The sequence below is a fragment of the Syntrophaceae bacterium genome (genome assembly GCA_013177795.1).
GTDB lineage: Bacteria > Desulfobacterota > Syntrophia > Syntrophales > UBA2192 > UBA2192.
In genome coordinates this window covers 296,577-310,332 of the sequence record JABLXY010000002.1, presented here as the reverse complement: position 1 = coordinate 310,332, position 13,756 = coordinate 296,577, and the positions used below count along the sequence as shown (strand labels likewise).

15 protein-coding genes are annotated in these 13,756 nt (G+C 66.7%); 3 read left to right on the top strand and 12 right to left on the bottom strand.

The features are described from left to right. Window positions 1-35: 35 nt before the first annotated feature. The 3 genes from HPY67_06480 to HPY67_06470 all read left to right on the top strand — a co-directional run bounded on the left by HPY67_06480 (window position 36) and on the right by HPY67_06470 (window position 2,041). Window positions 36-284 (top strand): acyl carrier protein, encoded by a 249-nt coding sequence (locus HPY67_06480; protein ID NPV04358.1) that lies wholly within the window; start codon window positions 36-38, stop codon window positions 282-284. Between the two features lie 298 nt (window positions 285-582). Beyond that, window positions 583-1,404 (top strand): 1-acyl-sn-glycerol-3-phosphate acyltransferase, encoded by an 822-nt coding sequence (locus HPY67_06475; protein NPV04357.1) that lies wholly within the window; start codon window positions 583-585, stop codon window positions 1,402-1,404. After that, window positions 1,307-2,041: a 4-phosphopantetheinyl transferase family protein gene (locus HPY67_06470; GenBank protein NPV04356.1), complete on the top strand. Its 735-nt coding sequence runs from the start codon at window positions 1,307-1,309 to the stop codon at window positions 2,039-2,041. Before HPY67_06475 ends, HPY67_06470 begins: the two co-directional genes overlap by 98 nt. A gap of 143 nt (window positions 2,042-2,184) precedes the next feature. On the opposite strand, the gene HPY67_06465 is transcribed toward HPY67_06470, so the two are convergent. From HPY67_06465 to HPY67_06410, 12 genes are all read right to left on the bottom strand, one after another. Then, the gene (locus HPY67_06465) at window positions 2,185-3,072 is read right to left on the bottom strand and encodes a ribonuclease D (protein NPV04355.1); all 888 of its coding nucleotides are present in this window, start codon (window positions 3,070-3,072) and stop codon (window positions 2,185-2,187) included. 103 nt (window positions 3,073-3,175) lie between these two features. After that, entirely contained in the window at window positions 3,176-3,967 is a 792-nt protein-coding gene (locus HPY67_06460) for an energy-coupling factor transporter transmembrane protein EcfT (GenBank protein ID NPV04354.1), read from the bottom strand. Then, window positions 3,964-4,806 (bottom strand): energy-coupling factor transporter ATPase, encoded by an 843-nt coding sequence (locus HPY67_06455; GenBank protein NPV04353.1) that lies wholly within the window; start codon window positions 4,804-4,806, stop codon window positions 3,964-3,966. The genes HPY67_06460 and HPY67_06455 overlap by 4 nt, the downstream gene beginning before the upstream one ends. Next, window positions 4,803-5,339 carry a biotin transporter BioY gene (locus HPY67_06450; protein ID NPV04352.1) on the bottom strand — a complete coding sequence of 179 codons (537 nt, stop codon included), beginning with the start codon at window positions 5,337-5,339 and terminating at the stop codon, window positions 4,803-4,805. Before HPY67_06450 ends, HPY67_06455 begins: the two co-directional genes overlap by 4 nt. Before the next feature lie 146 nt (window positions 5,340-5,485). Further along, window positions 5,486-6,481, bottom strand: a complete 996-nt coding sequence (locus HPY67_06445; protein ID NPV04351.1) for a biotin--[acetyl-CoA-carboxylase] ligase — start codon at window positions 6,479-6,481, stop codon at window positions 5,486-5,488. Window positions 6,482-6,838: 357 nt separating this feature from the next. Beyond that, window positions 6,839-7,435 carry a MarC family protein gene (locus HPY67_06440; GenBank protein ID NPV04350.1) on the bottom strand — a complete coding sequence of 199 codons (597 nt, stop codon included), beginning with the start codon at window positions 7,433-7,435 and terminating at the stop codon, window positions 6,839-6,841. A gap of 223 nt (window positions 7,436-7,658) precedes the next feature. Next, complete coding sequence (gene wrbA, locus HPY67_06435) at window positions 7,659-8,270, bottom strand: NAD(P)H:quinone oxidoreductase (GenBank protein NPV04349.1); 612 nt, start codon at window positions 8,268-8,270, stop codon at window positions 7,659-7,661. Between the two features lie 140 nt (window positions 8,271-8,410). Continuing rightward, window positions 8,411-9,556 carry a cysteine desulfurase gene (locus tag HPY67_06430; protein ID NPV04348.1) on the bottom strand — a complete coding sequence of 382 codons (1,146 nt, stop codon included), beginning with the start codon at window positions 9,554-9,556 and terminating at the stop codon, window positions 8,411-8,413. 86 nt (window positions 9,557-9,642) lie between these two features. Beyond that, the gene (locus tag HPY67_06425) at window positions 9,643-10,056 is read right to left on the bottom strand and encodes a hypothetical protein (protein NPV04347.1); all 414 of its coding nucleotides are present in this window, start codon (window positions 10,054-10,056) and stop codon (window positions 9,643-9,645) included. 73 nt (window positions 10,057-10,129) lie between these two features. After that, on the bottom strand, window positions 10,130-10,492 hold the full coding sequence (locus HPY67_06420) for a hypothetical protein (protein ID NPV04346.1): 363 nt from the start codon (window positions 10,490-10,492) through the stop codon (window positions 10,130-10,132). A gap of 34 nt (window positions 10,493-10,526) precedes the next feature. After that, window positions 10,527-12,641: a thioredoxin domain-containing protein gene (locus HPY67_06415; protein ID NPV04345.1), complete on the bottom strand. Its 2,115-nt coding sequence runs from the start codon at window positions 12,639-12,641 to the stop codon at window positions 10,527-10,529. Between the two features lie 106 nt (window positions 12,642-12,747). Then, window positions 12,748-13,662 carry a TIGR01777 family protein gene (locus HPY67_06410; GenBank protein ID NPV04344.1) on the bottom strand — a complete coding sequence of 305 codons (915 nt, stop codon included), beginning with the start codon at window positions 13,660-13,662 and terminating at the stop codon, window positions 12,748-12,750. Window positions 13,663-13,756: the final 94 nt, after the last annotated feature.

Below are 13,756 nucleotides of genomic sequence, written 5' to 3'. Positions count from 1 at the left end.
CCCCTAGCCATTCTATTCTATTGAAGGAGTCTGACATGGACGAGAAGAAGATTTTCCAGGAGCTGTGCAACATCCTCAAGCTGTACACGAAGAACCCCGAGCTGCTCGACACGGCGACGAAGGACACCCACATCCTCAACGACCTGAAGGTCAACTCCGCGCGCCTCGTGGACGTGGTGATCAAGTGCGAGGACGTCTTCGGCATCTCCATCGACGACGACGAGGCGGACAAGATCCGGACGATCGGCGACGCCGTCGAGATCATCCTGAAGAAGGCAGCGTAGACTGCGGAAGCCGGGAAGTTGAAAAGTTCCCGGATCCAGCGATAACCCACGTCATCGCGAGCGAAGCGTGGCGATCTCGCCCTTTTCATGAGATTGCCGCGCACCCTGCGGGTGCTCGCAATGACCCGTTCTAAGGGCGTTTCAGCTTCTTGTCGCTGGATTCGGGAAGCTGTGCAGTTCGGAAAAGCCGAAAGCCACTCGTGCAATCCCCGTTTCTCCGAACTTCCCAACTTCATCGCTTCGCCGTACCATCAGCACCTGCGAAGTGAAGGAAAGAGAAGCACAAATAGAACGAAAGATGGACAGAAGCGATCAACGGTGGCTGGCGGTTCAGCAGGTGCTGAGCCTTTTGGCCGCGTTCCTCTACATCCCCCTCGTTGCCGCCGTTATCCGGCTGATGGGCTACCGGTTCCGGGACCTGAAGGCCTTCCGGCGGCAGTGCAGGGAGCACTTCAGCCGTCACGACGGCGGCTGGCTCATCTGTGCCAACCACCTGACGCTCATCGACTCGGCGTTCATCGCCTTTGCGATGCTGCCGTGGTGGCACTACCTGTTGCGATACCGGCGATTCCCGTGGAACCTCCCGGAGAGGCGCAACTTCAACCGCAACCCCCTCGACACGGCCGTCTGCTACCTCATGAAGTGCATCCCCATCACGCGGGGCGGGGACCGCGAGGAGGTGAGACGGACCCTCGAAAAGTGCGATTACCTGCTGAACACGGGTCACTCGATCCTCGTGTTTCCCGAGGGTGGCCGTTCCCGGACGGGGCGGATCGACACGGAGAATTTCGCCTACGGTGTGGGCCGGTTCGTGAAAAACCTTGACCGAATCAAGATTCTGTGCATTTACATGCGGGGTGATCGCCAGGCGACGTGGAGCTCCATCCCGGAGCCGGGCGACACCTTCACCATGGCCGCGGACGTCTTCGAACCCGAGAGGCTCGCGTACGACGGTCTCAAGGCCCAGAGGGACTATGCCGGGCAGATCATCCGGAAGCTGTCCCGGATGGAGGAGAGGTATTTTGAGAGTCGGCAACGACATCGTGGATTTGACGGAACTCCACAGCAGGGAGAAGAGCCGGGACTCCCGGTACGTCAACCGGGTGTTCACCCCCGCTGAGCGGAGGCGCATCGGAAGCTTCCCGGAGCCTGACGTTCTTCTTTGGGCGCTCTGGGCCGGAAAAGAGGCCGCCTTCAAGGTGCTCGCAAAGAAGGACCCGGCCCTGCCCTTCATCCCCCGGAACTTCGAGGTCCACCTGGACGACTACGGTCTCCGCGGCACCTCGACGGACGCCGGGACCTGCAACCCCCCCGTCGAGGGGGCCGTGCTGACCCCCGAGGGGCCGGTCCCCCTGCGGATCTACCGCCGCTGCACGTACATCCACGCCCTGGCCCTTTCGGAGGGGGAGGAGTACTTCGATTACATCTTCTGGCGGGTGGAAGTCCTGCCTGAACTGAGAGGCGTGGATTCCCTCGAAGTGGAATCCCGCATCGTCCGCGAGGCCCTCAAACGCTGTGTCGCCGCGCACATGGGCTGGAACCCGAAGGAAATGGAAATCCGCCGGACCGAGTCGGGAGGCCGTCCCGGCCCGCCCCGCCTGTACTACCAGGGGAAGCGCACGACGCTGGATCTGAGCCTCAGCCACGACGGCCGGTTCGGGGCCTACGCCGTGCTGATGCTCAACCCCGACGACAGACCTTCCCGGACCGGCAAGCCGGGCATCTCCCTCCGGGCCGGGGACGCAGCCCGTCCGTGAAGGACCACGGAGCCCGTCATCACGATTTCCCCCATCCCCTCGCCGGAGGGGCCGTGCAACCCCACCCCCCTCATCCCCAACGGGAGGGCGTGCGTAGGCGGCGGCCGCCCCGCGCGCCACGTTGCCGCTGACAGGGAAGGGGCCTAGCGGGATTTTTCCTCGGCGTCTCCCGAAATCAGGATGCCCAGGATTTCCTTTCCGTAGATTTTCGCCTTCTTGGGTGAGAGGCCCCCGCTGCGGACCAGGCCGTCGAGGGAGAGGGAATCGGTCTTCGCGATGTCGAAGAGGTCTTGGTCCGATAGGATCATGAAACGGGCCGTGTTCGTCTCCTGGGCCTTGCGGAACCGCCAGCGGTACAGGTCGCGCAGGCGCCGTTTCTTCTCGGCGGAAAGCGTGTCGTAGCCCGGGATTCCCCGGTAGCCGCGGAGGTTGAACTTCTTCTCGGACCACCGCACGGCGGCGATCCCCTCGAAGGCCCGCGCCGCCTGCCATTGGAGGCCCTTCGCCTCGATCTCCGCGTTGAGCCTCCGGTACAGCGGGATGAGGTGCTGGGTGTCCTCGACGGCGTAGTGGAGCTGGTCCTCCGTCAGGGGGCGCTTCTCCCAGCGGGATCGCTGCATCTTCTTGGGCTTCTCGAGACGCAGGCCCAGGTATTGCTCGATGACGGAGGAAAGGGACAGGTGGTTGGACCCCAGCAGGCAGGCCGCCCGGTGCGTGTCGAAGACGTTGGCGAACTCGAAGCCGTAATCCCGGTTCAGGATCCGGATGTCGTTGTCTCCGGCGTGGATGACCTTGACCTGGTTCGGGTTGGCAAAGACCCCGCCGAGAAAGGACAGATCCATGGCCGTGTCAAGGGGGTCGATGAGGTAGATGCGCTGCTCCGTCCCGATCTGCAGCAGGCAGAGCTTCTCCCTGAAATAGCGGAACGAATCGTACTCCGTGTCGATGGCGATGACCGGGGAGCCCTCGATGTCATCCCGGACTTTCGAAAGTTTTTGCTTGGCGTCCACCCACAGCCACTTGCCCTTCATGCAGCCCGCCTGACAGGTTTCTTCGGGTTTGTATATAAACCTCTTTTTCGCGAACTGCAACCGGAGATGCGGGATCAGGCCGGGCGGGGGCCGTGAGCCGCCGTCAGAGGGGAAGGAACCGCAGGGCCTCGACGCCGATCAGGAATGCCGTGACGGCCAGGAGGGCGGCGTAGTCGGCCCGGGTGAGCTTCAGCTCGTGCAGGTAGGTGCGGGGCCCCCGGTGATAGCCCCGGCCCTCCATGGCCAGGGCAAGCTCGTCGGCGCGGCGGAACGTGCAGAGGATCAGGGGGATGACGAGGGAGGCCGCCTTCCGGAGCCGCCTCACGGGGCCGCCGGCGCCGAAATCGGCGCCCCGGGCGACCTGGGCCTCCCGCATGCGCTCCACCTCCTCGAGCAGGGTGGGGACGAACCGCAGCGCCACGGAGACCATGACGGCCAGATCGTGGGACGGCAGGCCGAGGCGGCTGAAGGGCCGGAGCAGCCTCTCGAAGCCCCCCACGAGCCCGGAAGGGTCCGTCGTCATCGTGAGGATCGCGGCGCACACGACGAGGGCGACGAACTGCCAGGTCACAGCCGTCCCCCGCCACAGCCCCTCCCAGGTGACCGCCGGGAGGGCGGCGACGATCGGCCGCCCGTCGGTGAAGAACAGGTGCAGCCCGAAGAGCAGCGCAAAGAACCACGCCAGGGGCCTGAGCGCCCCCATCATCCGGCCGCCGGAGAGGCCGGCGAGCGCCGCCGCCGCCAGCAGGAAGGCCGTCACGGCGAGGCTCTCGGCGGCGCCCGCGTTCAGGATGACGATGCTCGCCAGCAGCGTCGCGACGATCTTCACCCTCGGGTCGAGCCGGTGCACCGGCGAGTCCCCGGGGACGTACTGTCCGAGGAGAAGGGTCTTCACCGGCTCCCTCCCGCCGCCTGCCCGAGGAGGGCGGTGATTTCGCGAAGCGCCTCGTCCACGGAGAGGACGTCGGGCCGCACCCCGCAGCCCCGGTCCCGGAGCCGCCCCATCAGCTCCGTGACCTGGGGCGTGGCGAGCCCGATGGCCCGCAGGGCATCGGCCTCCCGGAAAACGTCCCTCGGGACGCCGTCGCGCACAATCCTGCCGCCGCTCATGACGACGACACGGTCGGCCTCGACGATCTCCTCCATGCTGTGCGTGACGTGGATGACCGCAATGCCCTCCTGGCGGAGATCCCAGAGGACGTTGAGGACCCGCTCTCGCCCCGCCGGGTCGAGGTAGGAGGTGGGCTCGTCGAGGATCACGTAGGCCGGCCTCATGGCGAGCACGCCCGCGATGGCCACGAGCCGCTTCTCGCCGCCCGAAAGCGAGTGGGGGGCGCGCTTGGCAAGCCGCAGCATCCCCACCATCTCGAGGGCCACACCGACCCGCCCCCGGATCTCCGAGGGCGCAAGGCCGAGGTTGCCCGGCCCGAAGGCCACGTCCTCCTCGACGGTCATCCCGACGATCTGGTTGTCGGGGTTCTGGAAGACCATGCCCACGCGGCGGCGGATCTCGCGGTGGGCCTTCGGGTCTTTCGTGCTGAGGCCGTCGACCAGGACCTCCCCCTCCTGCGGGACGAGCAGGGCATTGAAGTGCTTCACCAGGGTCGTCTTGCCGCACCCGTTGGGGCCGATGAGGGCCAGGTACTGCCCCTCGGGGATCTCGAGGCTCACCTCCCGAAGCACGGGGGGGGCCTTCGGGTCGTATCGGGTCGTCAGCCCTCTTGCCTCGATCATATCCGGACCCTGTCCCTGACCCTGAGAGTGATGAACGCAGCGGCGGCGATCTTGAGCGCATCGCCCGGCAGAAAAGGCAGCACGCCGACGGCGGCGGCTTTTCCCACGGAGAGCTTGCCGACCGCGACGAGCTGGAGAACGCCCAGGGCGTAGACGGCGGCCGTGCCGGCCAGCATGGCGAAGACGACCCAGACGAGCCCTGGGTTTTCCCGCCACCGGACGATCTTGCCCGTCACGTAGGCGCCGGCCACGAACCCGACGAGGTAGCCCCCCGTGGGGCCCAAGAAGACTCCCAGGCCCGCCTTGCCGCCCGAGAACACCGGGAGGCCGATCACGCCGAGGACGAGGTAGATCAGCTGGCTGAGCGCCCCGAGGCCCCCCCCGAGAAGCGAGCCTGCCAGGTAGAGAAACAGCGTCTGGAGGGTCACGGGCACCGGCTGCAGGGGAATCGAGACGAGCGCCCCCATCGCCGTGAGCGCCCCGAACAGCGAGGCGTAGATCATTCCTCTTGTCGATAACCGGTCAGTCGTCATGGGTGATAATCCTTCATGCCATGGGCGAAGGGCTCAGGGCAATCAGAGGGGACTTCCTTGCTTTTGCCTTTTGCCTTTTGCCTTTTGCCTTTTGCCTTTTGCCTTTCGCCCATCTTCGTCTGCCTGAATCCCTTCGCCTTTCGCCCTTAGCCCTTCGCCTCTTGGATGTACTCCACATCCCCCGCGATGACGTGCTCGACGGTGCCGTCCGCCCCGGTCAGCACGAGTGCGCCGTCATCGCCGATCCCCGAGATGATGCCCTCGAGGCACCGGTCGAACGAGCGCACCCGCACCCGCCTGCCCGCCATGTCGGAGAGTTCCCTCCAGCGCCGGATCACGGGGCCGAACCCTTCGCGCGCGGCACGGTCGTAGTGGCTCTCGAAGCGCCCGAGAAAGTCGGCGAGGACCTCCGCGCGGCTCACGGGACGGACGGCCTCGGCCGCAAGCGACGTCGCCCGTTCCCGCAGCTCGGGGGGGAAGCGCCGGCGGGGCGTGTTGACGTTGATCCCCACGCCGATGATCAGGTAGTCGATGGCGTCGATCTCCGCGGCGGCCTCGACGAGGATGCCGGCGACTTTTTTCCCGCCCGCCAGGACGTCGTTCGGCCACTTGATGCTCACGCGGCCCGGGACGATCGGGATGAGCGCTTCCGCCAGGGCGACACCGGCCAGCAGGGTCGTCTTCGGCGCCTCGGCCGGCTGGAACCGCGGCCTCAGCAGCAGCGACAGGTAGATCCCCTCGCCGGCGGGGGAAAACCAGCTGCGCCCCATTCTGCCCCGCCCCGCCGTCTGTGACTCGGCAATGACGACCGTCCCTTCGGCGGCCCCTGCGATCGCCAGGTCCCTGGCCAGCCGGTTCGTCGAGTCCACTTCCCGCTCGCAAACGATACGGCGGCCCAGGCGCGCCGTGCGGAGGGAGGCCTCGATCTCCGAGGGAACGAGCCTGTCCAGGGATTCCCGGAGCAGGTAGCCTTTTCGCGTGGAGGATTCGATGACATAGCCCTCGCTGCGGAGGCTGCAGACATGCTTCCACACGGCGGTCCGGGAAATCCGCAGCTCGCGGCTCAGCTCCTCCCCGGACACCCATCCGCCCCCCGCTTTCTTGAGGCGGCTGAGCATGTGCTGTCTGGCGCTCGATTCCATGACGACATACGCCCCCTGCCGAAGGGGGCGATATGCCATATCATCATCGGCGGCAATTGTCAACCATGTGCATTGAAATGGTTGACAATCACGACGGCTCGCCGGCCGCAGGGCAGAGCACAATAGGTCTTGCCCGGCTCGGTCATTTCATGTATGCTTCCGTTCTCATTCGGAAAAACGGAGGTCACCCATGGGCAGTCACAAGAAGCACGAGAGAAAAAAGGAACTGCAGCGGAAGCGGAAGCGCCGCGAGAAGAGGAAGAAACTGATCGCCAAGGGCCTCAACCCCGACGAGAGCAACAAGATCCACAGGATGGCCTGATCGAACCCCCGTCAACCCAGGGCCGACGCCCCCTGTCAATGCGGCGTCGGCACTGCCTGCCAGAGCATGATCAGCCCCTTGCGCACCATCATGACGGCAATGGCGGCCAGGAGGATGCCCGCCAGCTTGGAGAGGGCCCTCGATCCTGCGCGGCCCAGGACCCGGTGAATGGGCTCGGAGAGCCAGAACACGGCGCCGGCGATCACGATGTTGACCACCGTGGCCGCCACGACGGGCACGACACCGTATTCGCCGACGAGGACGAAGATCGTCGTCAGCACGGCCGGCCCCACGATGAGCGGCACGCCGATGGGGACGACCCCCAGGCTTTCGGTGTCCACCTGGGCGATCCTCTTTTCCACGGTGATGACGTCGGTGAGCGAAATCGTGAACAGGAGAATCCCCCCGGCGATGAGAAAATCCGCCACGGTGATCCCGAGGTAGTGGAAGACCCACTGCCCCACCGCGAGGAACACGAGGGCCACGGCGAGCGCCGTGACCATGGACTGGACGATGATCCTCCGGACCACGCGGGGATCGGCCCCTTCCGTCAGGTGCATGAACAGCGGCAGGATGCCCACGGCATCGACGGCGACGAACAGGGGAAAGAAGCAGAACCAGAAATCACTCATGGCACAAACGATTCGGCAAGAGGACCCCTCCGGTTGACCGATTTCGCCACTGCATCACGACCCGCATCCAGCGATAAGCCTTGTCATCGCGAGCGAAGCGCGGCGATCCCGCCTTTCCCGTGAGATTGCCGCGCACCCTGCGGGTGCCCGCAATGACCCGTCCTGAAGGCGTTTTGCGTTTCTTATCGCCGGATTCGGGCATACGGTGGCAGCCCCACTCCCCCTACTTCGTCAGCTTCGAGGCGATGGCGGCCACGTGCCTCCCCTGCCAGCGGGCGGCGGCCAGCTCGTTTTCGCTGGGCATGCGTTCGCCCTTGCCGCCGGCGACCGTCGAGGCGCCGTAGGGCGATCCGCCGGTGATCTCGTCGATCCGCATCTGCCCGGCGAAGGCGTAGGGGAGCCCGACGACGACCATCCCCTGGTGCAGCAGGTAGAGGTGAAAGCTCAGGATCGTGGACTCCTGCCCCCCGTGCTGGGTCGCCGAGCTCGTGAAGACGCTGCCCGCCTTGCCGACGAGGGCCCCCTTCGCCCAAAGCCCGCCCGTCGCGTCGAGAAACTGCCGCATCTGGCCGCACATGTTCCCGAAGCGCGTCGGGGTGCCGAAGATGACGGCGTCGGCGCTGCCGAGTTCCTCGACGGTGCAGACCGGGACGCCGGCCATGGACTTCTGAGCCTCCAGGGCCCCCATCTTGCCGAGAACCTCCTCGGGGAGCGTCTCGGGAACCCTTCGCAGCACGGCCTCCGCACCGGGGACCTCCCTCACCCCCTCGGCGACAGCCTGGGCCATCTTGTAGACGTGACCGTACATCGAGTAGAACACAACGAGCACCTTCATGGGTTTCTCCTTTCGTCGAAAAAACGGGCGAACGGCACACGGCGAAAGGCTTGAGGAAATGTCCGTCCCAAGCCCCTTCCCCTCTCCGGCACACTCCAATCATGAAACGGACGGCTTCAGGTTCCGTTTTCGCTGCCCCCCTAATCCGCCGTTCCGTCCCTGAGTTGCTGAACGGCGCCGGCGATGATCTCGACGGCCCGGTCGATCTCGTCCTCCGTCGTGTATTTTCCCGTCGAGAGGCGGATCGTCCCGCGGGCCCACTCGAGGGGGACCGCCATGGCCCGCAGGGTCCTCGACACCTCGACGGACGCCCCGTGGCAGGCCGCCCCGGCCGATGCGGCAAGCCCCTCCATCGCCGCGAGCAGGGCCCCCGCATCGAGCCCCCTGAAGCTCACGCTCAGCGTGTTCGGCAGCCGTTGTTCGGGGTGACCGTTGACGCGCACGCCCTCGACGGCGCGCAGCAGGCCGTCCTGCAGCCGGTCCCGGGTCTTCCGCATGCGCTCCCGATTGCCGTCGAGGTCGCGCCGGGCAGCCTCGCAGGCCGCCCCGAGGCCGGCGATCCCGATCACGTTTTCCGTGCCGGCACGCCGCCCCGCCTCGTGACCGGCGCCGTGCATGAACGTCTCCAGGTGCACCCCCTCGCGGATGTACAGCGCGCCCACCCCCTTGGGGGCATAGAGTTTGTGCCCCGCCACGGTCAGCAGATCGACGCCCAGATCGGCCGCATCGACGGGGATCTTCCCGACGGACTGGGCCGCGTCGGTGTGCACCAGCACCCCCCGCCTGCGGGCCAGTCGGGCGATCTCGGCCACCGGCTGGATCGTGCCCACCTCGTTGTTGGCGTGCATAACGCTCACCAGGACGGTCCTGTCCCCGATGGCCCTCTCGAGGGCCGCCAGGTCGACGAGCCCCGTCGCATCGACGGGGATCACGCTGACCTCGAAGCCCTCAGCCGACAGGGCATGGCAGACCTCCATGACGGCGGGGTGCTCGACGGCCGAGGTGACGATGTGGTTGCCCCTGCGGCGCAGCGCCCGCGCGGCCCCCTTGACGGCGTGGTTGTTCGACTCGGTGCCGCCGCTCGTGAAGAGGACCTCGCCGGGACGGCAGCCCAGGAGGGATGCCACCTGCCCGCGGGCCTCCTCGACGATCCTGCGGGCCTCGACGCCGTAGACGTGGGCGCTCGAGGGGTTGCCGAAGTGCTCGCGGATGCAGGGAAGCATGGCCGCGGCCACTTCAGGGTCGATGGGCGTCGTGGCGTTGTAATCGAGGTAGATGGGCTTCATCGGACACAGGGTACGGGGGTCAGGGTCCAGTCGATCGAGGGGGACTCCCTTCTGCCTCGCTGCCTGTTGCCTGCGGCTCGAGGCGTTCAAAACGATCGCATGTCGGGAAGAATCTCCACGAGCACCAGCCCGGAGAGGATGTTGAGGAACAGAAGAACGAGGGTCATGGCGCCGGCCCAGCGGTGGGCCTTTCGGATCTCCGCCCGACGCTGCGGGAGCACGAACTGCATCTGGCCCAAAACGGGGGTCGCGACCGCGCCCAGCGCGACGACGGCGCCCGTCCAGGCATGCAGGACCTGGAAGTGGGGACCCCCGAAACCGGCCACCATGGCGACGGCCGCCGCGATGCCGCAGAGGACCGCAAGCGAGCCGCAGGCCCCCAGGACCCGGTGGCCGCGAAGCCACCAGGGCCTTTTCCGCATGAGGCGGGCCACGGTCACGCCCGCCGTCATGAGCACGAGACCGGCGATCATGCAACCGGCATGAAGATAGAGGAGCACGATCCCCCTCCGTGATGGGCTCCGGAGCCCCGCAGCGATGCGGGCGGCCGGGCCGGGATGCCCCGGCCGCGCTCTACACGCCCGGGGAATACTTCGCGGTGATGGATCCCCGGATATTGCAGACGGCGGTCACCTCGAGGGTGTCGGCGCCCGTGGCGGCCACCTGGAAGGTGTAGACGAAGGTGTCGCCGGACTGCTTGGTGTACTCGCCCCGCGCGACGACCTGGCCGTTCTTCTTCACGACCACCTCCTTGACGTAGTGCCGGTCGGGGTTGTTCGAGGGGTGGGTGATCTTCACGGAGAGCGTCTGGGTCTTGACGTCGTAGGCCAGATCCATCCTGTCGGGGCTGTGCGCCAGGCCCGAGCCGGGCAGGCTGAGAACAAAGAGGGCGCAAACCAGGATGACCAGCATGCGAGCGGAAACCGTTTTCTTCATGGGAGCACTCCTTTCAAATAATGTTGCTATTTTATCACGGGGCTTCGAGCAGCCCCAGCATTTCTTTCACCGTGTGCACCGGTTTGGCACAGGAGAAGTTCCGGCACACGTAAGCCGTCGCCCGGCCCCGGTCGGCCTTCATGTCCTTCGTATACGGGGCGATCGCCGCCAGCGCCCCCGACCCCGCCCCATGCGGCCGGAACAGCAGGACCCGGTTGGGCAGGAAGGACCGCCTCACCGCATCGAGCATCGCCTGCGTGTCCGGCGCCCCGGGTCTGCCGGCGACGATGATTTCCGCCGCGGGGCCTGCGAGAAACTCGAGGGCGACCATGAGCTGGGAATAAGCCGAGGGGATCTGCCCGACGCTCCGGGCAACGGCGCGGGAGACGCCGATCGCCTTCCTCTCCAGGTCCTGCCGCCCCGTGATCCGCGACAGGCGAAGGAGGTTGAGCATCATCACGGAGTTGCCCGAGGGGATCGCCCCGTCGTAACTGTCCTTCTGCCGAACGAGGATCGTCTCCGCGTCGTCAGCGGTAAAGAAAAAGCCCCCGTCCTTCTCATCGTGGAAATGATCGATCGTATTATCGGCAAGCTCGAGGGCGGTCTTGAGGACGCCGGGCTCCAGGGTGGCCTCGTAGAGCTCCAGGAGCCCCCAGGTCATGAAGGCATAATCATCCAGCATCCCGGCCACGGCGGCCTCGCCGTCCCGCCAGCGGTGCATGAGCCGTCCCCGGCCGTCCCGGAGGCGGTCGAGAACGAAACGGGCGGCCTGCGATGCAGCCTCGGCCCAGTCCCGGCGGCCCAGCACCGCGGCACCCCTGGCCAGTGCGGCGATCATGAGGCCGTTCCAGTCCGCGAGGACCTTGTCGTCCCTGCCGGGCCGTGTCCGGCCCCCGCGGAGACGAAAGAGCTTCTCCCGTGCCGCCTCGAGGGCGGTGCGGGCCTTCTGTGCGGGCATCGACAGCGCGTCGGCCGCCTCCTCGACGGTCCGGGCCATGGACAGGACATTCCGCCCCGTCCGCGTCCCCGTGGCCTCGTCGCGGAAGTTCCCTTCCTTCTGGATGCCGAAAACCTCGATGCAAACCGCGGCCTCGTCCGGCTCGAGGGCGTCGCGGACCTCCCGTTCGTCCCAGAGGTAGAACTTCCCCTCCTCGCCCTCGCTGTCGGCGTCCTCGGCGCAATAGAACCCCCCTTCGGGGGCCCTCAGGTCCCGCAGGACGTAGGTGAAAATCTCCTCCGCCGTGCGCGCGTAGAGGGGCTTGCCCGTGGCCTGGAAGGTCTCTAGGTAGGCCAGGGCGAGCATGGCCTGGTCGTAGAGCATCTTCTCGAAGTGCGGCAGAAGCCATCGCGCATCGGTGGAGTAACGGTGAAACCCGTAGCCGAGCTGGTCGTAGACCCCGCCGCGGCGCATGGCCGTGAGGCTCTTCTCGACCATCTCGAGGGCCTTCGTCTCGCCCGTGCGCCTGCCGTGGCGCAGCAGAAACAGGTAGTGGTGGGGCGCGGGGAACTTGGGCGCGCCGCCGAACCCCCCGTGGCCCTCGTCGAACTGCCCGGCGAGCGCGTCGAAGGCCGCGCGGCAGGCCGCGACTCCCGGGGCATCCGCCGTCGATGCCTCGGCGGAGAGGTTCCGCAGGGCCGTCATGACCTTTTCGGCCGACGCGCGCACATCGCCGCGCCGGGCCTTCCAGACGCGCTGGACACCCGGGATCAGCTCCATCATCCCGATCCTGCCGTGCCGGTTCTCCCTCGGGATGTAGGTGCCCGCGAAGAAGGGTTCCCGGTCGGGGGTCATGAAAACGGTCAGCGGCCAGCCGCCGCTCCCCGTCATGAGCTGGCAGACGGTCATGTAGACGCCGTCCACGTCGGGCCGCTCCTCGCGGTCGACCTTGATGCAGACGAAGGTCTCGTTCATGAGCCGGGCCACCTCGGCGTCCTCGAAGGACTCGCGGGCCATCACGTGGCACCAGTGGCACGTGGAGTAGCCGACGGAGAGGAAGACCGGCTTGTCCTCCCTGCGGGCCCGCTCGAAGGCCTCCTCGCACCAGGGGTACCAGTCCACGGGGTTGCGGGCGTGCTGGAGCAGGTACGGGCTCTTCTCGCGGATGAGCCGGTTGGGCTTGGAGTCGCTTTTCGACAGGTCGGCACTCATGCCTGCCTAATCCCTTAAGGTATCGGAAATCACCGCAGGTGCCGCCGCCCCAACGCGGGCGTCAGGGGACAGGCAGCAGGATCGGATTCCCGGCACTTCGCTGACGTCATTTCTTCAGGATGTCCGTCAATGCCTCCTGCAGCGTCGGGTAGCGGAACCGAAACCCCGCGGCCTGGAGCTTCCGGGGCAGCGCCCGCTGCCCCTGGAGGATCACGTTTCCGAATTCCCCCTTCATCAGGCGGAGCATGAACCCGGGCACGGGGGGCAGGAAGGTCGGCACCCCGAGAACCCTGCCCAGCGTGCGCGTGAATTCGCGGTTCCGGACGGGTTCCGGGGCCGTGCAGTTGACCGGCCCGTCGATCGCCCGGTTTTCCTCGATCAGAAACTCGAAGATCCGGGCCAGGTCCATCTCGTGGATCCACGAGAGCCACTGGTTGCCGCTTCCGAGGTCGGCCCCGAGGAACATCCGGAAGACGGGGACGATCTCGCCCAGCATGCCCCCGCTTCGGCCCATGACGATCCCGAAACGCATCAGCACGACGCGGGCCCCGTGCTCCCTCGCCCGGAGGGCCTCCGCCTCCCACTCCCGGGACAGCAGGGCCAGGAAATCGGTCCCCGGGGGGGAGTCCTCCGTGAGGTCCTCGTCGCCGTGATAGCCGTAGTACCCCGCGCCGGAGGTGCTCAAGAGGTGCGTCTCCTTTCCCTTGCGAGGCGCCAGGGCCTCGACGAGATGCCTCGTGGTGAGGATGCGGCTGTCGCGGATGATGCGCTTCGCCTCGTCGGTCCAGCGCGTGAAGATCGAGGCGCCGGCGAGGTTGATGAACACCTCGTGGTCGGGGACCTGCTCCTGCCAGGCCCCGCGGACCGTGGGGTCCCCCTGCAGGGCCTTGACGCCCGCGGGAAGGTGGCGGGACGGCTCCCCCTTGCGCATGAGAACCGTCACCGCGTGCCCCTTGGCCGTCAGCTCGCGGGCGAGCGTCGTGCCCACGAACCCCGTTCCGCCGGTCATGAAAATGTTCACGCGCCGCCCCCACGCAATCGTTCGTGTTTTCTGTTTTCCATGCTTCGTCTCAGCAGCAAGCAGCAGGGTTCAAGCAGCAAGGTGAGAAGAAGAC

Bases quoted from the DNA above. Each gene is read 5' to 3' on its own strand.
- HPY67_06480 (NPV04358.1), top strand. From the start codon at position 36: ATGGACGAGAAGAAGATTTTCCAGGAGCTGTGCAACATCCTCAAGCTG.
- HPY67_06475 (NPV04357.1), top strand. From the start codon at position 583: ATGGACAGAAGCGATCAACGGTGGCTGGCGGTTCAGCAGGTGCTGAGC.
- HPY67_06465 (NPV04355.1), bottom strand. From the start codon at position 3,072: ATGAAGGGCAAGTGGCTGTGGGTGGACGCCAAGCAAAAACTTTCGAAA.
- HPY67_06455 (NPV04353.1), bottom strand. From the start codon at position 4,806: ATGATCGAGGCAAGAGGGCTGACGACCCGATACGACCCGAAGGCCCCC.
- HPY67_06450 (NPV04352.1), bottom strand. From the start codon at position 5,339: ATGACGACTGACCGGTTATCGACAAGAGGAATGATCTACGCCTCGCTG.
- HPY67_06445 (NPV04351.1), bottom strand. From the start codon at position 6,481: ATGGAATCGAGCGCCAGACAGCACATGCTCAGCCGCCTCAAGAAAGCG.
- HPY67_06440 (NPV04350.1), bottom strand. From the start codon at position 7,435: ATGAGTGATTTCTGGTTCTGCTTCTTTCCCCTGTTCGTCGCCGTCGAT.
- wrbA (NPV04349.1), bottom strand. From the start codon at position 8,270: ATGAAGGTGCTCGTTGTGTTCTACTCGATGTACGGTCACGTCTACAAG.
- HPY67_06430 (NPV04348.1), bottom strand. From the start codon at position 9,556: ATGAAGCCCATCTACCTCGATTACAACGCCACGACGCCCATCGACCCT.
- HPY67_06420 (NPV04346.1), bottom strand. From the start codon at position 10,492: ATGAAGAAAACGGTTTCCGCTCGCATGCTGGTCATCCTGGTTTGCGCC.
- HPY67_06415 (NPV04345.1), bottom strand. From the start codon at position 12,641: ATGAGTGCCGACCTGTCGAAAAGCGACTCCAAGCCCAACCGGCTCATC.